Source organism: Dactylosporangium sp. NPDC000244 (assembly GCF_040300725.1).
Classification (GTDB): domain Bacteria; phylum Actinomycetota; class Actinomycetes; order Mycobacteriales; family Micromonosporaceae; genus Dactylosporangium.
The window spans coordinates 150,727-170,073 of record NZ_JBEPEH010000020.1 but is presented as its reverse complement, the minus strand read 5'-3'; the positions used below and the strand labels follow the sequence as shown (position 1 = coordinate 170,073).

Genomic DNA, 19,347 nt, shown 5'->3' with positions numbered 1-19,347 from the left:
GGCCTAGGCTGCGCCCATGAGCGAGCAGGTGGGGGTGCTGCTGCGGCAGTGGCGCGAGCGGCGGCGGCTCAGCCAGCTCGCGCTGGCCAACCAGGCCGAGGTCTCCACCCGGCACCTGAGCTGCGTGGAGACCGGCAAGGCGCGGCCGACCAGCGCGATGATCCTGCGCCTGACCGAGCACCTCGACGTGCCGCTGCGCGAGCGCAACGCCCTGCTGCTGGCCGGCGGCTACGCGCCCGCCTACCCCGAGCACGGCCTCGACGGCCCGGCGCTGCGGCAGGTCCGGGCCTCGCTGCGGCAGGTGCTGACCGGCCACGAGCCCTACCCGGCCGTCCTGGTCGACCGCGGCTGGAACCTGCTCGAGGCCAATAACGCGCTGCTGCGCCTCACCGAGGGGGCGGCCGCCCACCTGTTGCGCGGGCCGGTCAACGTGCTGCGCCTGTCGCTGCACCCGGAGGGGCTCGCGCCGCGGATCGCCAACCTGGACCAGTGGCGCGGGCACGTGTTCGCGCGCCTGCGCCGGCAGATCGCGGCGACGGGCGACGCCGCACTGCGCGAACTGCTCGAGGAACTGCGGCGGTACCCCGGGGGAGAGGCCCCCGCGGCCCCGCACGACGTCGTGGTCCCGCTGTGCATCCGGCTCGGCGGCGTGGAGCTGCGACTCTTCGGCATCACCGCGGTCATCGGCGCCCCGCACGACGTGACGGTCGCGGAGCTGGCGATCGAGTCGTTCTTCCCCGCCGACCCGGCGACCGCGGAGGCCCTGCGGCAGGGCTGATCGGTGGCGGCTCGGTGGTGGCACGTTTCCGGGATTCGGGGCGGCGGCCGCGACCGTAACGTTCTTCATGCAAGGCCACACACCACAACGTCCCAGAGGGAGCGCACCATGAGCGACTACGACACCGGCGACACCGGCTACGACGGCGGCCACGAGGTCGACTACGGCCAGTACGAGGCCGGCCACGAGAGCGGCGCCCTGGACCAGCTGCACCAGGCGCAGGGCTCCGAGGCCGACGCCCAGTCGCAGTACGGCGTCTACGAGCAGGACCACCACACCGCCGAGTCGACGGACTTCTCGCAGGGCCACCACGTCGAGTACGACGCCCCGGCGGCCGTGCACTACGAGTCGGACGACTACACCAACTACTCCCACGACGCGACCTCGGACGACCACGTCTTCGCCGCCGAGGGCAGCGAGTCCTCGCACCAGGCCGAGTTCAGCGAGCTCAGCGCCCTGCAGGAGCGCTTCGACACCGCGTTCGCCGAGGGCACCAAGTTCCACGCGGACGGCGGCGACGCCCAGATCGCGTCCAAGTAAGGCACCGCAGTACCTCATGGTGTGGCTTCGGCCCGGCCGGCGGATCAGCCCCGCCGGCCGGGCACCCAACCCGCACCCCGCGGCTACGGCACAACGCACTCGGTTGTTCGACTTCGTCCGGGTGTCCGGGACTGTCCGGACATTCCCGGCCGCCCGCGCGAAGTCGGCCATCCGGGTGCGTTTTCGTGTCGGGGCCGCGACCTTTCCTTGATCGTCTCCGCGGCGCTGGTCACAATCGCCGGTATGGGTTTGGGGGATTACGTGGGGATGTGGCGGGCGAAGCGGCGGCACCGGCGGGCGCAGCAACAGCAGAACCGCAACGGCAACCGGAAGCAGAACCAGAAGCAGAAGCGGCGCGACGACGGCGACTGCGGGCCGGACTGGCACTGCGACGTCTGCGACTGCAGTCCCATCATGCTCGGCTCGCTGCTGTCGCTCATGGCGGTCTCGGCGCCCTCGCGCGCCCCGCGGCGGGACCCGGGCGGGCCCGGGCGGGCGGGGATGGCGGCGATCCGCGGGTACCAGCGCTTCGTCTCGCCCCATCTGGGGATCAAGTGCCGCCAGGTGCCCTCGTGCAGCAACTACGGCCTGCAGGCGGTCCAGCGCTACGGCCTCGTGGAGGGCTCGCGGCTCACCGCGGCGCGGATCAAGCGCTGCAACCCCTCGACCCCGCGCGGCACCGTCGACCAGGTGCCCTAGGCCGTCTCCAGAACGCTCTACGACGCTCTAGGAAGCACGGACGCAGCGTAGGCCCGAAAAGGTCATCACGGCCGGCAGCGTGAACGTGATCGCGGAGGCGGCCAGCGAAAGGTCGGTCGCACCGCCGGCGTTCCCGTGGCCCCAGGTGGGGCTGAACGCGGAGAGCAGCATGCCGCCGACGGCGAAGAAGGCGACCGTGGCGATCGCGGCGATCCCGGTCGCGCGCACGAACCGGCGGCCGACGTCGACGTACCGGCTGCCGATCCCGCACGCCAGCGCGGCCAGCAGCGCCCCGACGACCACGGCGTAGGTGGCGTAGTCGACGGTGTGCGCCAGGATCAGGTACGCGCGGCTCGGCTCCCAGCTCCAGCCCACCGCCGCGCGCCGCCACGCCAGCTCGGAGACCAGCGCCTCGAGCGCCACCGCGCCGCCCACGATGATCGCGGTGCGCCGGCCCTGGGCCAGCGCCAGCTCGCGCTGGTATTCGGGGGCGAGGGTGGCGACGGGGCCGAACTCCTCGACCGCGGCCCGCTCGGCGGCGAGGCGGTCCAGGCCGTCGGCCTCGTAGCGCTCCGCGGCGTCGGCGAGCCCGTCGCGGGCCTCGGTGACCAGGTCCGTCTTGGCCGCGCGGGGGCCGCGCAGGGCGCCGCGCAGCGAGGCGACGTAGGCGTCGATGGGGCCGGCAGTCAGCACCTCCTCAGCATGCCGCCAGGGCGCGCGGCGGGCAGTCCGGGTTGTCCCTGACCTTTCCCCGGGTTCGGGCCTCGGGTCTGGCGCGCCGGGCGCGACGTCAGCCAGCCTACATGTAGCCGTTCTACATGTAGGGAGACACCAGATGCGCAAGTGGCTGCTGGGCGGCCTGATCCTGCTGCTCGTGCTGTGCGCGGGCGGGGTCGCCGCGCTGGTCTACTTCTTCGTCCGCCCGCCGCTGGACGTGCGGGCCGACTTCACCCGGCCGCTGCGGGTGCCGCCACTGGCCGCCTCGACCGTCGACGCGCAGGGCCGGCGGGTGTTCGACCTGCGGGCAGAGCCGGGCGACAGCGACTTCGGCCACGGCGCGACCCGCACCTGGGGCTACAACGGCGCCTACCTCGGCCCGACGCTGCGGGCCAAGCGCGGCGAGCCGGTCGTGGTCAACGTGCGCAACGCCCTGGCCGAGCCCACGACCGTGCACTGGCACGGGATGCACCTGCCGGCCGCGATGGACGGCGGCCCGCACCGGCCGATCCCGACCGGCGGGGAGTTCCAGGCCGCGTGGACGGTCGACCAGCCGGCGGCGACGCTGTGGTACCACCCGCACCCCAGCGAACGCACCGAGACCCAGGTGTACCGCGGCCTGGCCGGCCTGTTCCTGGTCGACGACGACGAGCCGGCCCAGCGGGCCCTGCCGCACGACTACGGCGTCGACGACATCCCGGTCCTGGTGCAGGACAAGGAGTTCGACGGGGACCAGCTGTCCATGGGCGACCGCTTCGGCAGCGACATCGGCGTGCTCGGCGACGAGATCCTCGTCAACGGCACCCCCGGCCCGTACGTCGACGTCCACTCCGGCCTCGTCCGCCTCCGCCTGGTCAACGCCTCGACCGCGCGCATCTACGACTTCACCCTCGCCGACCACCGCCCGTTCGCCCTCGTCGGCACCGACGGCGGCCTGCTCGAGCGGCCGGCGATGACGAGTCACGTGCGCCTCTCCGTCGGCGAGCGGGCCGAGATCGTGGTCGCGCTCCAGCCGGGGGAGCGGCTGACCCTGCGCAGCGAGCGGCCCCTCGGCGGCTCCCTCGACAGCCGCTTCAACGGCGGCCAGGACAGCTTCGACATCCTCCAGCTGCGGGCGGCCGCGACCCTGACGCCGGCCACGCTGCCGGAGACGCTCGTGAGCACCCCGCGCCTGGACCCGGCTCAGGCCGCGCAGACCCGGAACTTCGAGTTCCAGGGCCGCGAGATCAACGGCGACGGCATGGACATGGGCCGCGTCGACGCCGTCGTCGTCAAGGACACCGTCGAGGTGTGGAATGTCTCCAACGGCCACGACACCCCGCACAGCTTCCACATCCACGACGTGCAGTTCCAGGTGCTGACGGTGGACGGGCACGCCCCGCCGCCGGAGCTGTCGGGCTGGAAGGACACCGTGTTCATGGCGCCGCACCAGCACTACTCGGTGATCGCGAGGTTCGCCGACTACGCCGACCCGGCGACGGCGTACATGTTCCACTGCCATGTCCTCAAGCACGAGGACGAGGGCATGATGGGCCAGTTCGTGGTGGTCGAGCGGGGACAGCAGCCGAGGCTGCACGGGTGAGAGGGTGCCGGGCCCCCCGTGGCGGCGCGGGGCCCGGCACGTCTCGCAAGCGTTCCGTCGTCCCCGTGTGTGTCGTCCATGCGGCGGCAGCAACCCAACGAGAACCGCTCCTGTGACCGGCATGACACATCGATCAACGCCCCCGTGTCAAGAGATCATCCGAGCTAGGTGTCGTTCGTCACCGAGGCTCTCCGAGATGCGCGCGGAGCGCGACCGCAAGGTCTCCCTGGGTGCCCGTCCAGGCCGCGTACCCGTCGGGGCGGACCAGCACGCGGCGCTCGTGCGGGGCATGGACGAGCCGGTCCTCGTACCCCTCCGGAGCCTCCGGCGCGAGCAGCACGTGCCGGCCCTGGCGCAGCAGCTCGTAGAGGCGCGCCCCGCCGAGGTCCACGTCCGCCTGGCGGGGCGCGTGCGGGTAGTCGATGCCGATCCCGGACACGGTGCCGGTCAGCCCCCGCTGCACCGCCGGGACGTGCAGCGCCAGCCCGGCGACCACGTCGCGGCCGAGCCGGGCGCCGCGCGACTGCAGCAGCGCGAGGCGGATGAGGCCGCCGCTGGAGCGCAGCACCGCCCGGCCGACGGCGTGCCGCTCCGACTGGTAGGTGTCGAGCAGCCCGGCCGGCGCCCAGCCCGCCCCGGCCGCGGCGAGCTTCCAGCCGAGGTTGGCCGCGTCCTGCAGCCCCGTGTTCATGCCCTGGCCGCCGGCGGGGGAGTGCACGTGCGCGGCATCGCCGGCGAGGAAGACGCGGCCGGTGCGGTACCGCTCGACCTGCCGCTCGTCGCTGTGGAACCGTGAGAGCCAGCGGCACTCGCCCATCCCGAAGTCGGTGCCGAACGCCTCCCGCACGGTGGCCCGGACCTCCTCGAGCTCGAGCGGCACCTCGTCGCCGACCTGGTGCCCCCGGTTCCAGGCGAAGACGCGGTACCACCCGTCGCCGAACGGCGCCACGAACGCGAACGCGGAGCCGACCGCGTTGACGGTGATCACGTCGGCCGGCGGCTCGGCGAGCCGGACGTCGGCGAGCATGAGCGAGCGGACCGCGGCCCGGCCCGGGAACCGCAGGCCGAGCGCCTCCCGCACCCCGCTGTGCGCGCCGTCGGCCCCGACCAGCCAGTCCGCCGCGAACGTGTCGCCGTCGGTGCGCACCTCGACGCCGTGCTCGTCCTGGCGCAGGCCGGTGACCGTGGTGCCGCGCACGATCCGCGCCCCGGCCTTGAGCGCGCGCTCCTCGAGGATGCGTTCGACGTTGTACTGCGGGGTGATGAGCACGTACGGGTACCGCGACGGCAGCACCCCCAGGTCCACCGAGACGTGCCCGAACAGCCGCAGCCGGGCCAGCTTCGTGCCGGTGGCGATGACGTCCTCGGCGATGCCCCGGGCGTCGAACTGCTCCAGCGTGCGCGCGTGGACGGCGAACGCGCGGGTCAGGTTCGACTCCCCGGCGCGGCGCTCCAGCACGGTCACGTCGGCGCCGGCGGCGGCCAGGTCCCCGGCGAGCAGCAGGCCGGTGGGGCCGGCCCCGGCGATGACGGTCCTCATGGCTCCTCCTCGATCTTGCCAACAAGCGTTGGCAAACAATTGTTGGCATACGCGCACACCGATGTCAACGGGTGGTGAAATCGCGATCTCGCTTGACCTGAAGCCCTGTTGAGGTGCGAGGTTGGGCCGCGTGGAGAACAGACGCACGCTCACGGCCGGCCTCGTGACCCTGGTCACGCTGGTCGCCTTCGAGGCGGTGGCGGTCACCGCCGCCATGCCCTCGGTCGCCCGCGCCCTCGACGGGATCCCGCTCTACGGCTTCGCCTTCGGCGGCGCCCTCGCGACCAGCGTGGTCGGGATGGTGCTGGCCGGCGCGTGGTGCGACCGCGCGGGCCCGGCCCGGCCGGCCGCCGTGGGCGTGGCGCTGTTCTGCGCCGGGCTGCTGCTGGCCGGGCTGGCCCCGCACATGTGGGTGCTCGTGCTGGGGCGCCTGGTGCAGGGCTTCGGCGGCGGGCTGGTGAACGTGGCGCTGTTCGTCGTCGTGGGGCGCGCCTACCCCGGCGCCGAGCATCCACGCGTCTTCTCGATGATGTCGGCCGCGTGGGTCCTGCCCGCCGTCGCCGGGCCCGCGGTGGCCGGGCTGATCGTGCAGTTCGTCGGCTGGCGCTGGGTGTTCCTGCTGGTGCTGCTGGCGGCCGCCCCGGCGATGGCGGTGGTGTGGCCGAGGATCTCCGGGATCTCCGGCGGCTCGGGCGAGGCGGGTCCCTCGCGGGTGCCGTGGGCGATCGGCGCGGCGGTGGGCGCCCTCGTGCTCTACGTCGGCGGGCAGGAGTCGCTGCCCCTGCTCGCGGCCGGGTTCGTGATCGCCGCCGTGTGCGGGGTGCGGCTGCTGCCGCGCGGCACCCTCGCCGCCGCCCGGGGCCTGCCCAGCGTCGTGCTCCTGCGCGGCCTCGCCGGGGCCGCGTTCGTCCAGGCCGACGTGTTCATCCCGCTCATCCTCACCCGCGAGCGCGGCCTCAGCCCGGCGCTGGCCGGGCTCAGCGTCACCGTCGGCGCGCTCTTCTGGTCCGCCGGCTCGTGGCTGCAGGCCCGGACGGGGCAGCGCCTCTCGGACGCGGCCCGGCTGCGGCTCGGCGCCGCGGCCATCGCGGCCGGCGTGCTGTCCGCGGTGGCGATCGTGTCGGCGGCGGTACCGGTGGCCGTCGTCGTCGCCGGCTGGTGCCTCGGCGGCTTCGGCATGGGCCTGGTGTCCCCGGTCTCGGCGGCGCTCGTGCTGCGGCTGTCCGAGCCGGGCCGGCAGGGCGCGGGCAGCTCCGCCCTCTCCGTCGCCGACGCGCTGCTGACCACCATCGCGCTCGCGGTCGGCGGCTCCCTCTTCGCCGCGCTCGTCGACGCCGGCCCCGTCGCCTACCTCGCCGCGTTCGCGGTCGCGCTCGTCCCCGCCCTCGCCGCGATCGCCGTCGCCGGTCGTACTTTCGGCGGATCTGACGGTACGACGCCCCCAGTAGCATTGGCCGGTGAGCGTGCGGGTGCTGGTCGCGGATGATCAGGAGATCGTCCGCACCGGGCTGACGATGATCCTCAACGCCCAGCCGGGCATCGAGGTGGTGGCCGAGGCCGCCGACGGCCGCCGCGCCGTCGAGCTGGCCCGCCGGTTGCGCCCCGACGTCTGCCTCCTCGACGTGCGGATGCCCGCCATGGACGGCCTGGAGGCGACCCGGCAGCTGGCCGGGCCGGGCGTCGAGGACCCCATCGCCGTCGTCGTCATCACCACCTTCGACCTCGACGAATACGTCTACTCGGCCCTGCGCGCCGGCGCCCGCGGCTTCCTGCTCAAGGACGCGGGCCCGGCGCTGCTCGCCCAGGCCGTGCACGCGGCCGCGAACGGCGACGCGCTCATCGCCCCCAGCGTCACGACCCGCCTGCTGCGCGCCTTTGCCGACAACGGCCCCGCGGCCCCGCCCCGCCAGCCGATCGAGCCGCTGACCGAGCGCGAGGAGCAGGTCCTGGCCCGGGTGGCGCGGGGCCGCACGAACAACGAGATCGCCGACGAGCTGTTCGTCACCCTGAGCACCGTCAAGTCCCACGTGACCGCCCTCATGCTGAAGCTGGGCGTGCGCAACCGCGTGGAGATCGCGATGTGGGCCTACGAGACCAACCGGGTCCGACCCGGGGGCTGAACTTTGGTCGGGCCCGGTCCCGGCCCATGGACCGATGTTTCCGGCCCGCGCGAAGCCCACCATCGGTGCTCATGACGACCGTTGCCAACCGCACCCGCCCCCGCGACTGGCCCATCATCGCCGGCCTGTTCGTGCTCGCCCTCGTTCCCTCCCTGGCCGGCGGCGTGCGCGTCGCCCAGCTGACCGGCGGCGTCGAGCGCACCGCGGCCAACGCCCGCTTCGTCGACATGCCCGCCCCTGTCCTCGTCCACATCGTCGGCGCGGTCCTCTACGGCTTCCTGGGCGCCCTGCAGTTCGCCCCGCACTTCCGGCGCCGGCATCGCCGGTGGCACCGCGTCACCGGCCGGGTCCTGGTGCTCTGCGGCCTGGCCGTGGCCCTGTCCGGCCTGTGGATGACCACCTTCTACGACCTGCCGAGGGGCGACAACGCCGCGACCAACGCGGCCCGCTACGTCGTGGGCACCGGCATGCTGGCGTCGATCGTCCTCGGCTTCGTCGCCATCCGCCGCCGCGACTTCCACGCGCACAAGGCCTGGATGATCCGCGCGTACGCCCTCGCGATGGGCGCCGGCACCCAGGTCTTCACGAGCCTGCCCCTGATCCCGCTGGACCCGGACGGCCCGGACTACCCGGCCTGGCGCAGCGTGGCGCTGATCTCCGCCTGGGTGCTCAACCTGGCCGTCGCCGAGATCGTCATCCGCCGCTCGGCCCGCCCGCGCCCCCGCACCGAGGCATGACTATCCGGGGCGGCCGAGGATCCACCGGGCCACGCCGTCCGCGTGGGCCTCGTCCGCAGCCAGTGCTCGCTCACCGCGTCCATGTCGCCTCGCTCGTCCGCGTGGCCCGGTCCACGGCGTCGGCGACCCAGGCGTCGGTGAGGTCTTCGGCGGGCTCGAGCCCGAACCAGTTACGTCATCCGCAGGCCTCGGCCCGGGCCCGCAGCAGAGTGCGCTCGCGCTCGTTGCGGGTCATCGACGCGGCGCGCTCGAACTCGGCGCGGGCCTCGGGGAGGCGGCCCAGGCGGAAGAGGAAGTCGGCGCGGACCGAGGGCAGCAGGTGGTACCCCCGCAGCGCCTTGTCCCGCAGGAGCGGCTCCAGCACCGTCAGGCCCGCGGCCGGGCCGTCCGCCATCGAGACCGCCACGGCGCGGTTGAGCTCGACGATCGGCGACGGGGCGAGGGCGGACAGCTGGGCGTACCGCCGCGCGATCTCGGACCAGTCGGTCTCCTCCGCGGTGCGGGCGCGGGCGTGGCAGGCGGCGATCGCGGCCTGCAGCGTGTAGGTGCCCCCGCCCAGCTCCTCGGCGCGCTCGAGCGCCTTCAGGCCGCGGGTCACGAGCAGCCGGTCCCAGCGGCGCCGGTCCTGGTCCAGCAGCATGATCGGCTCGCCGCCGGGGCCGGTGCGGGCGGCCGCGCGGGACGCCTGGATCTCCAGCAGCGCGACGAGGCCGTGCACCTCCGCCTCGGCCGGCATCAGGCCCGCCAGCACGCGGCCGAGGCGCATCGCCTCCCCGCACAGGGCCGGGCGCATCCAGTCGTCGCCGGCCGTCGCGGAGTACCCCTCGTTGAAAATGAGGTAGATGACCTCCAGCACCGAGGCCAGCCGCTCGCTGCGCGCCGCGCCCGTGGGCAGCTCGAAGGGCACCTTCGCGTCGGTGAGGGCCTTCTTGGCGCGGCTGATGCGCTGGCCCATCGTCGCGTCCGGGACCAGGAACGCCCGCGCGATCTCGTCCGTGGACAGCCCACCGAGCAGGCGCAGGGTCAAGGCCGTGCGCGCCTCCGGCTTGAGCACCGGGTGGCACGCCGTGAAGATCAGGCGGAGCAGGTCGTCCTCGATGGGCTCCTGCTCGAGCACCGCCTCCAGCGCCGGGTCGTCGAGCCGCTCCTCGCCGGCCAGGGCGGGCAGGTGCTTGTGCAGCACCTGCTGCCGCCGGATGGTGTCGATCCCGCGCCGCTTCGCCGTCGTCATGAGCCACGCCCCGGGATTGCGCGGGACGCCCTCGGCCGGCCACTGCTCCAGCGCCGCGACCAGGGCGTCCTGCGCAAGCTCCTCCGCGAGGCCGACGTCGCCGACGAGCCGGGCGACGCCCGCGATCACGCGCGCCGCCTCGATCCGCCAGACTGCCTCGATCGCGGATTTGGCATCGGTACCGGGAGTGCTCACCCGGCCAACATAACTAGCCCTCGTACTCCGAGACCCGCCGCACCTCGATCTCGATGTCGTGGTCGAACAGGTCCGCGAACCGCCGAGCCCACTCGACGGCCTCGGCCTGGTCGCGCACCTGCACGATGCCGAAGCCCCCGATGACCTCCTTCGCCTCCGCGAACGGCCCGTCGACGACCGTGGTCTCGCCGTCGCGCTTGGAGATCGTCGCCGCCCCGGCCGAGCTGGGCAGCAGGCCCTCGGCGGCGAGCAGCACCCCGGCCTTGCTGACCTCGTCCATGTACTTCCCGAACCGCTCGATGAACGCGGGGGTCGGCTGCCACAGCGCCGGGTTCGAGTCGTCCAGCTTGTGCATCATCATGTAGCGCATTTCGGGTTCCCTTCCGTGGTTTCTGTAGCCTTCACCACCGCGTCGAGTTCGGTCCGCGGATTTCGACAACACCCCCACGAGTTTTCCCGGGAGATTTCCATGCGCATCCTCTTCGGCTTCGCCGGCGGCAACGGCCACGTCCAGCCGCTGCTCCCGCTCGCCCGGGCCGCCGCCGCCCGCGGCCACGCCGTCGCCTTCACCGGAAGACCCGGCGTCCTGCCCAAGGAGTTCGAGGGCTACCCCGCCGGCGCGGACGAGCCGGACGATCGCCGCCCCCTGCGGCCCGTCGACCGCGACCGCGAGGAGCGCGACTTCCTCGGGGGCTTCGGCGGCTGGATCGCCCGGGAGCGCGCGGCGACGACCGGCGCGGTGGCGCGGCAGTGGCGCGCGGACCTGATCGTGTGCGACGAGGGCGACTTCGGCAGCATGATCGCGGCGGAGTCGCTCGGCCTTCCGCACGCGTCGGTGGTGGTCCTGGCGGCCGGCGGCTTCGGCCGCCCCGCGGGCCTGTCCACCCTGCTCGACGAGACGCGCGCCGCGCACGGCCTGCCCGCCGACCCGTCGCTGGCGATGCTGGACCGGCACCTGGTGATCTCGCCGGTACCGCCGACGTTCCGCCCGGCCGCGAGCATGCGCCCGTTCGAGATGCGCCCGTTCGAGCCCGTGACCCCGGCCCCGACCGACCCGCCGACCGTGTACTTCACGCTCGGCACGATCTTCAACACCGAGTCGGGCGACCTCTTCACGCGCTTCCTGTCCGGCTTCCGCTCGCTGCCGATCCGGCTCGTCGTCACGGTGGGCGCGGGCATCGACCCCGCGGAGCTCGGCCCGCAGCCCGCGCACGTGCGGGTGGAGCGGTACGTCCCGCAGGCGTCGCTGCTGCCCCGCTGCTCGGCCGTGGTGACCCACGCCGGCTCCGGCACCGTCGTCGGCGCCCTGGCCCACGGCCTGCCGATGGTGCTGGTGCCGATGGGCGCCGACCAGCCCGCGAACGCCGACCGGTGCGCGGAGCTGGGCGTGGGCGTGGTCCTCGACGCCGTGTCCGCGACCGGGGCAGAAGCGGCCGCGGCCCTGCGGACCGTGCTCACGGACCCGTCGTACGCGGCCGCGGCTCAGGCCCTGCGCGCCGAGGTGGCCGCGATGCCGGACCCGGCCGCCGCGGTCGCCCGCCTGGAGGCGCTCACCGCGTGACGGGGTCCTGGTCCTGGTCACGGGCCCAGCGGCGCAGTTCGGCGGCGCCTTCGGCGATCTCGCGGCGCAGCAGCGGGTCGAGGTCGGTGCGGCGCAGCATCGCCTCGGCCGGCGCCAGGGCGCGCGGGGAGAACAGGGGGAACGCGAACCGGACCACCTTCAGCGCCCCGAGCAGGTAGCGGCCCTCGAGCATGGCGGGCACGTCGGCGAAGTACCGCTCGGCGTACGGGTCGGTGAGCGCCTCCTGGCCCGGCTGCCAGAACGCCTCGGCGTTGACCATGGCGAGGCGGGGGTTCGGGTCGTGGACGAGCACGTCCCAGGCCGCGGCCTTGGCCTCCGCGTCGGGGCGGGCGGCCCGGCAGGCGGCCGCGCGCTCGGCGCCCATGGCGCTGGGGTCGCGGCGCTCCTCGGCGGCGATCTCGTCGGGCGTGGCGTCACCCAGGGCGGCCAGGCGCAGCAGCAGCGACCAGCGCAGGTCGGCGTCGATCGCCAGGCCGTCCGGGGCGCCCGGACCGCCCGCGAGCCACGCGCGCAGCACCGGCGCGCCGGCCACGGTCGCCAGCGCCCGCGCGGTGGCCAGCTGGCGGCCCGAGCCCGGCGCCGCCGCCGACAGGGCCGCCGTGCACACCTCGGCCAGCGGCGCGAACGGGATCAGGCCGCGGCGGGCCAGGGCGTCGCGGGCGAAGGCCAGGACCTCGTCGAAGACACCCTCCTGGCGCTCCGCGGGCAGGGCCGCGGAGAGCAGGTTCAGCAGCTCCGACGGCGGGATCTCGCCGTCGCGCACGGCGTCGGTCACCGCGGCCCAGATCACCGCACGGGCCAGGGAGTCGTCCAGGTCGGGCAGGACCGCGGGCAGGGCCACGCGGCTGAGCGGGTCGAAGCGGACCTTCGCGTAGGTCTCGTCGCCGGCGTTGAGCAGCACGACCGTGCCGGCGGCCGCGGCGACGCCCGGCAGGAGCGCGCCGGGGCCGTCGATCGTGCAGGGCTCGCGGGTCACCGAGCCGTCCGAGGCGAACATCGCCACCGTCAGGCGGTGCGGGCGCAGCGGGCGGCCCGACTGTTTGATCCGCAGGCCGGGCTCGCCGCGGGACGGCACGGGGCGGAGGGTGTTCGCGCCGGTGCTGCGCAGCCACAGCTCGGCCCAGCCGGTGAGGTCGCGGCCGGCCGCCGAGCCGATCACGGCCAGGAAGTCCGTCAGGTCGGCGTTGGCGAACCGGTATGCCGAGAAGTACTTGCGCAGGCCCTCCAGGAAGACCTCGTCGCCCAGCGAGATCGCGAGCTGGCGCAGGGCCGCGGCGCCCTTGGCGTACGAGATGCCGTCGAAGTTCTGGAAGGCCACCGCCGTGTCCGTGACCCCCTCCGGGGCGACCGGGTGCGTCGACGGGCGCTCGTCGGCCAGCAGGCCCCACCGCTCGCGCCAGATCGCGAAGTCCGCCGGCGCGGACGGGTGCCGCCCGGTCTCGGCCGCGACCCGCCAGCCCATGAGCTCCGCGAACGCCTCGTTCAGCCACACGTCGTCCCACCAGCGCAGCGTCACCAGGTTGCCGAACCACATGTGGGCCATCTCGTGCGCCATCACCACGAAGCGCCGGTGCCGGTCGCTGTCGGTCGCGCCCGCGCGGAACAGGAACTCCTCGCGGTAGTTGACCAGGGCCGGGTTCTCGACCGCGCCGCCGCTGAACCCGGGCACGAAGGCCTGGTCGTACTTGCCGAACGGATACCGCACCCCGAACAGCTCGTGGTAGCGGTCGAAGGCCGCGGCCGTCGCGGCGAACAGCTCGTCGGCGTCGGCGTCGAGGCCGGCGGCGAGGCTGCGGCGGCACAGCAGGGCCAGGGGGATGCCGTCGTGCTCGCGCTCCAGCACGTGCCAGGGGCCGGCGACGAAGCTGAACAGGTAGGTGGACAGGGGCGGCGTCGGCTCGAACGCCCAGCGGCCGCCGGTGCGCGTCGCCACCGGCGCGTTGGCCCGGACCGTCCACTGTGGAGGGGCGAGGACCGTCAGGGTCATCGGCGCCTTGAGGTCGGGCTGGTCGAAGCACACGAACATGCGCGGGGCGTCGTCGAGCGGGGCCTGGCCGTAGAGGTACGTCTCGCCGTCCTCGGGGTCGGTGAAGCGCAGGATGCCCTCGCCGCTGGGGGAGTACCGCGCGGTGAACTCGGCCTCGAGCCGGTTCTCGGCGGCCAGCCCGGCCAGCGCCACGCGCCCGTCCGCGACCGGCGCCTCGCGGCCGTTCAGCGTCACGCGTACGTCCTGGGCCCCCTTGACCTCCGCGAAGCTCGCGGCCCCGGGCGAGGAGCAGGCGAAGTCGACGACCGTGCGCGAGGTGAACGCGTCCGGCTCGGTGAGGTCCAGCTCGATCGCGTAGGAGCGCACGGCGACGAGCCGGGCTCGCTCGATCGCCTCGCCGTGGGTCAGGCTCGTCATGATCCCGACGCTACCCGCTCGCCCGCCCGTCAACTCGGGCGGTTAGCTTCGGCCGCGTGGACGGCTACTGCGAGCGCCTCGGCCCGGGCCTGTGGGCCGAGCCCATGAACGCGGTGTCGAACGCGGCGTTCCTCGTCGCGTGCGCGGTGCTGCTCGTGCGGACCCGGCACCGGACCCTGCCGATCCTGCTCGGCGTCGTCGGGCTGTGCAGCCTCTCGTTCCACACCTTCGCCAACGGCTTCACCGCGGCGCTGGACTCGCTGTCGATCCTGGTGTTCGTCCTCGTCGCCGTCGTGCTACTCGCGAGGCACGGCCTCGGCGTGCGACCCGGGCGCGCGTGGCTGGCCGCGCCCGCGTTCGTGGCGTTCGCCGCCCTCGTCGACGTCCTGCTGGCTCGGGCGGGCCGGCAGTACGCCCTCGGCGGCTATCTGCCCGCCCTGCTCGGGCTCGCCGGGTTCGCCGTCGCCCTGCGCTCGCGGCCGCTGGCCGTCGCGGCGGGCGTCTTCGCCGTCTCGCTCACCCTGCGCACCCTGGACGAGCCCCTGTGCGGCGCGTTCCCGATCGGCCTGCACTGGGCCTGGCACTGCCTCAACGCCGTGGTCCTCTACCTCGTAGCCCGAGCTGTGAACAAACTTCGATCGGAGTTCGGCTCGTTGGCATCGGGCGGTCAGACGCGGACATAAGGGTCCACCTCATGACTGAAGGGCAATTCGGACGGCGGGCACTGCTCCAGGCCGCCGTCGCCGTCCCCGCCGTGGGAGCCGTCGTCACCACCACCGCGACCACCGCCGAGGCGGCCCCGCAGACGTCCGACCCGGGCGTGCCGAGGTTCGCGCTCGCCGTGCTGCCGGACACCCAGTACCTCTTCGACGAGGACAGCTCCCGCCCCGAGCCGCTGCGGGAGACCTTCGAGTACCTGCTGCGCGAGCGCGCCGACTCGAACATCGTGTTCATGGCCCACCTCGGCGACGTCACCGAGCACGGCAGCGAGCACGAGATCGGGCTCGCCTCGGACACGTTCAAGGCGCTGGACGGCCGGATGCCCTACAGCGTCCTGGCCGGCAACCACGACATCAACGGCTCCACCGACGACCAGCGCGGCGACTCCGCGTACCTGCGGGCGTTCGGGGCCGCGGCCAAGCGCTTCACGAAGATGCCGACCTTCGGCGGGGCGTCGCCGGACGGGTACAACAGCTTCCACACCCTCCGCGCGGCCGGCCGCCAGTGGCTCGTCCTCGCGCTGGACTGGCGGGTGTCGGACAAGGGCCTGGCGTGGGCGCAGGGCGTGCTCGACGCGCACCCGACGCTGCCGGTCGTGCTCACCACGCACGAGCTGGCCTGGTCCGAGGAGAACGGGCAGGCGCACCTGTCCGACTACGGCCAGCGGCTGTGGGACCGGTTCATCAAGCGCAACGACCAGATCTTCCTCACCCTCAACGGGCACTTCTGGCCGCCCGGGCGCACCGTGCTGCGCAACGACGCGGGCCACGACGTGCACGTGCACATCACGAACTACCAGGACCGGTACTACGGCGGCGCCGGCATGATCCGCCTCTACCGTTTCGACCTGGCCCGCGGCGTCATCGACGTGGAGACGTTCTCGCCGTGGTTCCTGCGGCGGGACCCGCACCAGCGCAACCCGCTGGAGGCGGAGACGATCGAGCTGACCGGGCCGGCCGACCGCTTCAGCCTGGAGATCGACTTCGCGGCCCGGTTCGCCGGCTTCGCGCCCGTCACGCCGCCCGCGCCCCGGCCCGCCGCGGCCGTCATCGGGCGGGACACGGCGGCGTACTGGCGCTTCGACCCCGCCGGGCTGCCGTCCGGCGGTCCGGCGGGCGCGGCGGTCGCCGACGGTACCGTCGTCAAGGACCTCACCGGCAAGGGCAACGACCTCGTCGTGCACCGGCTGCACGCCGGCGGCCCGGGCGCCCTGACGTGGTCGCCGGAGCATCACCTGGGCGCGCCGGCCCACGCGAGCCTGCGCTTCGACGGCGGCAAGTCCCCGGACCGCGGCGCGATCCTCGAGGCGGTCAGGTCCGCGCCGATCAACGCGCAGCGGTTCGAGCGCGGCTACACCATCGAGGCGTTCGTGAAGTTCCCGGACCCGTTCGAGGGCGACCACGCCTGGATGGGGATCCTCTCCTGGGAGGGGCGCAACGGCGACGCGGGCAAGACCAGCGGCTGGTCGCCCGAGGAGCCGACGTGCAGCCTGAACCTGTCGCCGGAGCGGTTCCTGCAGTTCGTCGTCTACCCCACCGACCGCGACGCCGACCCGACGTCGTGGAGCCACGCGCTGCCGGTGGGCCGCTGGATGCATCTCGCGGTGGTCAACGACTCGCGCAAGACGGTGGTGTACGTCGACGGCTCGCCGATCGCGCGTAACCCCACCCAGCCGTCGAAGGGCATCACGACGTTCGGCAAGCCGTTCGTGATCGGGGCGACCCAGTTCGCCGAGCAGTTCTCGCAGGGCTTCTACGGCTGGATCGGCGACGTGCGGATCACCGCGGCGGCGCTGCCGGTGCGGGACTTCCTGACCCGGTTCTGAGCGCCAGCCGGGCCGCGCCGAGCGCGGGGTCGTGCGCGGTGCCCACGGTGGTGCCGTGCACGACCCCGCGCTCAGCCAGTCGCGCCAGCACGCCGCGGCGCACCGGGGTGTCGGCGACGAGCAGGCCGCCGGCCAGCACCACCGGGGCGTCCGGCGCCTCCAGCTCGTCTAGGGTGGCGACCAGCCGCCGTGCGGCCTCGGTGGTGATCGCGGAGGCGTCCGGGTCGCCGGCGTCGGCGAGTTCGCAGACCACCGGCGCGAGGGCACCGAACGGGGGCAGCGCCTGGGCCCAGTGCACGAGGTCGTCCGCGGTCGCGGCCCCGGCGTGCGCGGCCACCCGGCGCGCGAGCGGTGCCTGCCATTGACGCGCCGCCAGCCGTACGGCCTGCAGCCCCAGCCACATCCCCGAGCCCTCGTCGCCGAGCAGCCAGCCCAGCCCGTCGGCGACCCGCGTGATCTCGAGGCCCTCGACCAGCGCGGCGACCGCGCCCGTCCCGGCGATGAGCACCGCGCCCGACGCCCAGTCCCCGCCCGCGGCGAAGGCCGTGACCGCGTCGCCCGCGATCGTCATCGGGCAGCGCAGGCCCAGCGCGTCCCACTCCGCCGCGAAGGCGGCCGCGATCGCGGGATCGGCCAGGGCGCTGGCCCCGGCGACGCCGACCACCCCAGAGGTCACCGTCGCCGGGGCCGGCCCGAGCGCGGCCCGCAGCGCCGACCCGATGGCGCGCGCGGCCGCCGGGCCGCCGGCGGCCGGGTTGCCGGGACCGGCGGACCCGCGCCCGAGCACGGCGCCCGTCTCGTCGACGACCACCGCCTTCGACGCCGTCCCGCCCGCGTCTACGCCGACCACCACGGACCGGACCACGACTGCCATGGCATCGATGGAAACATAGAAAATGCTTATTGACTAGAAGTTGAAGTGGTCGTAATTTTCATCGCCAAGGCGGAACGATGAAAAGGATGACCGGTGACGGGTGAGAGTGGCGGGCTGCTCGGGCGGCTCCGCATCGAGGGGCCGACGATGCCGGACGCCCTGGGGAAGATCGCCGAGACGATCCTCGGCGATCCCGAGACGGCGGCGCACGCGAGCATCGTCGACCTCGCGGAACGCTCGGGCACCTCGACGGCCACCGTCACGCGGTTCAGCCGGACGCTCGGCTTCAAGGGCTACGCGAACCTGCGGGTGGCGATCGCGACCGAGACGGGGCGGGCCGAACAGGCGCGCTGGGAGACCGACATCAGCGGGGACATCGCGCCGGGCGACCCGCTCGGCGACGTCCTCGGGGTGATCACCGCCGCGGACACCCGGGCGATCCAGGCGACCGCCGCGGGGCTGGACGTCGCCGCGGTCGAGCGGGTCGCGGAGGCCATCGCCGGCGCCGGGCGCGTCGAGATCTTCGGGTTCGGCTCCAGCGGTACCGCCGGCCGGGAGATGGCCTTCCGGCTCGAACGCATCCGGGTCCCGGTCTGGTACCGCTCCGACAGCCACACCGCGCTCACGAACGCGGCGCTGCTCGGGCCGGGCGACGTCGCGATCGGGCTGTCGCACTCCGGCCGCACCCGCGAGGTGATCGAGACCCTCGCCGAGGCCGCCGACCACGGGGCGACGACGATCGCGGTGACGTCCTTCGGGCGCTCCCCGCTGGCCGAGGTGGCCGACGTCGTGTTCACCACCTCGGTCCACGAGACCACCTTCCGGGTCGCGGCCCTCTCCGCGCTGCACTCGCAGCTGCTGGTCCTGGACCTCATCTACGTCGCGGTGGCGCAGCGCACCTACGAGCGCACCGCCGAGGCCCTCGAGCTCACCGTGCGCGCCGTCGACGCGCACCGGTTGCCCGACACGACCACCACCCGCAAGCGACCACGGAGGGACAAGCCGCTGTGACCATCAGAAGTGCCGACTACGTCGAGGTGATCCGCGCCGCGATCGACCGCGTCGGGACCACCCAGGGCGACAAGGTGGCGCACGCCGCCGACCTGATGACCGCGACGGTCCAGGCGGGCGGGGTGATCCAGGCGTTCGGCTGCGGGCACTCCGAGGCGCTCGCCATGGAGATCGCGGGCCGGGCCGGCGGACTCGTGCCCACCAGCCGCATCGCCCTGCGCGACATCGTGCTCTACGGCGGCGACCCGCTCAGCGCGCTGGCCGACCCCCAGCTCGAGCGCACCCCCGCCGTCGCCCACCGCCTCTACGACCTCGCCCCCGTCAAGCCCGACGACACGTTCGTCATCGCCTCCAACTCCGGCGTCAACGGCGCCGTGGTGGAGATGGCGCAACTGGTCAAGCAGCGGGGGCACGCCCTCATCGCGATCACGTCGCTCGAACACTCCGCCCGGGTGGACTCGCGGCACGAGAGCGGCCTGAAGCTCGGCGACCTCGCCGACGTGGTCCTCGACAACGGGGCCCCCTACGGCGACGCGTCGCTGCCGCTGCCCGGCGGCGGTGCCGTCGGCGCGGTCTCCTCGGTCACGGCGGCCCTGCTGGCCCAGCAGATCGTCATCGAAGTGGTGGCGCGCCTGCTGGCCGCCGGCGTCACGCCGCCGGTCTACCTGTCCGACAACGTGCCGGGCGGGCGGGAGCACAACGCAGCACTTGAGGCGCGGTACGCCGGGCGCATCCGGCGTACCGCTTAAAAGGAGAGCGAGCTCGAACATGGTCCAAGTCATGAACCCCTCA

At 74.0% G+C, this 19,347-nt stretch carries 18 protein-coding genes; 12 read left to right on the top strand and 6 right to left on the bottom strand.

Going from position 1 to position 19,347, the window contains the following annotated elements; genetic code table 11:
• Positions 1–16 precede the first annotated feature (16 nt).
• From ABT369_RS28045 to yidD, 3 genes are all read left to right on the top strand, one after another.
• Entirely contained in the window at positions 17–778 is a 762-nt protein-coding gene (locus ABT369_RS28045) for a helix-turn-helix domain-containing protein (protein ID WP_350616315.1), read from the top strand.
• Positions 779–886: 108 nt separating this feature from the next.
• Positions 887–1,318, top strand: a complete 432-nt coding sequence (locus tag ABT369_RS28040; protein WP_350616314.1) for a hypothetical protein — start codon at positions 887–889, stop codon at positions 1,316–1,318.
• A gap of 243 nt (positions 1,319–1,561) precedes the next feature.
• Positions 1,562–2,017, top strand: coding sequence for a membrane protein insertion efficiency factor YidD (yidD, locus tag ABT369_RS28035; RefSeq protein WP_350616313.1), 456 nt, complete (start codon positions 1,562–1,564; stop codon positions 2,015–2,017).
• 27 nt (positions 2,018–2,044) lie between these two features.
• Here the strand turns inward: yidD and ABT369_RS28030 are convergent, their stop codons facing one another.
• Positions 2,045–2,710: a permease prefix domain 1-containing protein gene (locus ABT369_RS28030; RefSeq protein ID WP_350616312.1), complete on the bottom strand. Its 666-nt coding sequence runs from the start codon at positions 2,708–2,710 to the stop codon at positions 2,045–2,047.
• A 142-nt stretch (positions 2,711–2,852) separates the two neighbouring features.
• Here ABT369_RS28030 and ABT369_RS28025 point away from each other — a divergent pair, with 142 nt between their 5' ends.
• On the top strand, positions 2,853–4,316 hold the full coding sequence (locus ABT369_RS28025) for a multicopper oxidase family protein (RefSeq protein WP_350616311.1): 1,464 nt from the start codon (positions 2,853–2,855) through the stop codon (positions 4,314–4,316).
• Between the two features lie 178 nt (positions 4,317–4,494).
• On the opposite strand, the gene ABT369_RS28020 is transcribed toward ABT369_RS28025, so the two are convergent.
• Positions 4,495–5,856, bottom strand: a complete 1,362-nt coding sequence (locus ABT369_RS28020; RefSeq protein WP_350616309.1) for an FAD-dependent monooxygenase — start codon at positions 5,854–5,856, stop codon at positions 4,495–4,497.
• A 130-nt stretch (positions 5,857–5,986) separates the two neighbouring features.
• Here ABT369_RS28020 and ABT369_RS28015 point away from each other — a divergent pair, with 130 nt between their 5' ends.
• The 3 genes from ABT369_RS28015 (at position 5,987) to ABT369_RS28005 (ending at position 8,713) form a co-directional block, all read left to right on the top strand.
• Positions 5,987–7,342 carry an MFS transporter gene (locus ABT369_RS28015; protein WP_350616308.1) on the top strand — a complete coding sequence of 452 codons (1,356 nt, stop codon included), beginning with the start codon at positions 5,987–5,989 and terminating at the stop codon, positions 7,340–7,342.
• The gene (locus ABT369_RS28010) at positions 7,314–7,976 is read left to right on the top strand and encodes a response regulator (RefSeq protein ID WP_350616306.1); all 663 of its coding nucleotides are present in this window, start codon (positions 7,314–7,316) and stop codon (positions 7,974–7,976) included. Before ABT369_RS28015 ends, ABT369_RS28010 begins: the two co-directional genes overlap by 29 nt.
• 71 nt (positions 7,977–8,047) lie before the next feature.
• Positions 8,048–8,713, top strand: a complete 666-nt coding sequence (locus ABT369_RS28005; RefSeq protein ID WP_350616305.1) for a DUF2306 domain-containing protein — start codon at positions 8,048–8,050, stop codon at positions 8,711–8,713.
• 175 nt (positions 8,714–8,888) lie between these two features.
• Here the strand turns inward: ABT369_RS28005 and ABT369_RS28000 are convergent, their stop codons facing one another.
• Together ABT369_RS28000 and ABT369_RS27995 are read right to left on the bottom strand one after the other, a co-directional pair.
• On the bottom strand, positions 8,889–10,139 hold the full coding sequence (locus ABT369_RS28000) for an RNA polymerase sigma factor (RefSeq protein WP_350616303.1): 1,251 nt from the start codon (positions 10,137–10,139) through the stop codon (positions 8,889–8,891).
• A 13-nt stretch (positions 10,140–10,152) separates the two neighbouring features.
• Complete coding sequence (locus ABT369_RS27995) at positions 10,153–10,509, bottom strand: YciI family protein (protein WP_350616301.1); 357 nt, start codon at positions 10,507–10,509, stop codon at positions 10,153–10,155.
• A 99-nt stretch (positions 10,510–10,608) separates the two neighbouring features.
• Here ABT369_RS27995 and ABT369_RS27990 point away from each other — a divergent pair, with 99 nt between their 5' ends.
• Positions 10,609–11,700 (top strand): glycosyltransferase, encoded by a 1,092-nt coding sequence (locus tag ABT369_RS27990; protein ID WP_350616300.1) that lies wholly within the window; start codon positions 10,609–10,611, stop codon positions 11,698–11,700.
• Here ABT369_RS27990 and pepN read toward each other — a convergent pair.
• On the bottom strand, positions 11,690–14,125 hold the full coding sequence (gene pepN, locus ABT369_RS27985; RefSeq protein ID WP_350616298.1) for an aminopeptidase N: 2,436 nt from the start codon (positions 14,123–14,125) through the stop codon (positions 11,690–11,692). The two genes, ABT369_RS27990 and pepN, sit on opposite strands and share 11 nt — an antisense overlap.
• Positions 14,126–14,181: 56 nt before the next feature.
• On the opposite strand from pepN, the gene ABT369_RS27980 reads away from it, so the two are divergent.
• Entirely contained in the window at positions 14,182–14,808 is a 627-nt protein-coding gene (locus tag ABT369_RS27980) for a hypothetical protein (RefSeq protein ID WP_350616297.1), read from the top strand.
• An 11-nt stretch (positions 14,809–14,819) separates the two neighbouring features.
• Positions 14,820–16,670 (top strand): LamG-like jellyroll fold domain-containing protein, encoded by a 1,851-nt coding sequence (locus tag ABT369_RS27975; protein ID WP_350616296.1) that lies wholly within the window; start codon positions 14,820–14,822, stop codon positions 16,668–16,670.
• Here ABT369_RS27975 and ABT369_RS27970 read toward each other — a convergent pair.
• The gene (locus ABT369_RS27970) at positions 16,624–17,544 is read right to left on the bottom strand and encodes an N-acetylglucosamine kinase (RefSeq protein ID WP_350616295.1); all 921 of its coding nucleotides are present in this window, start codon (positions 17,542–17,544) and stop codon (positions 16,624–16,626) included. The genes ABT369_RS27975 and ABT369_RS27970 overlap by 47 nt on opposite strands.
• A 93-nt stretch (positions 17,545–17,637) precedes the next feature.
• On the opposite strand from ABT369_RS27970, the gene ABT369_RS27965 reads away from it, so the two are divergent.
• Both ABT369_RS27965 and ABT369_RS27960 read left to right on the top strand, forming a co-directional pair.
• The gene (locus tag ABT369_RS27965; protein WP_502891829.1) at positions 17,638–18,555 is read left to right on the top strand and encodes a MurR/RpiR family transcriptional regulator; all 918 of its coding nucleotides are present in this window, start codon (positions 17,638–17,640) and stop codon (positions 18,553–18,555) included.
• 2 nt (positions 18,556–18,557) lie between these two features.
• Entirely contained in the window at positions 18,558–19,304 is a 747-nt protein-coding gene (locus ABT369_RS27960; RefSeq protein ID WP_502891832.1) for a sugar isomerase domain-containing protein, read from the top strand.
• The last annotated feature ends 43 nt before the right edge of the window (positions 19,305–19,347 follow it).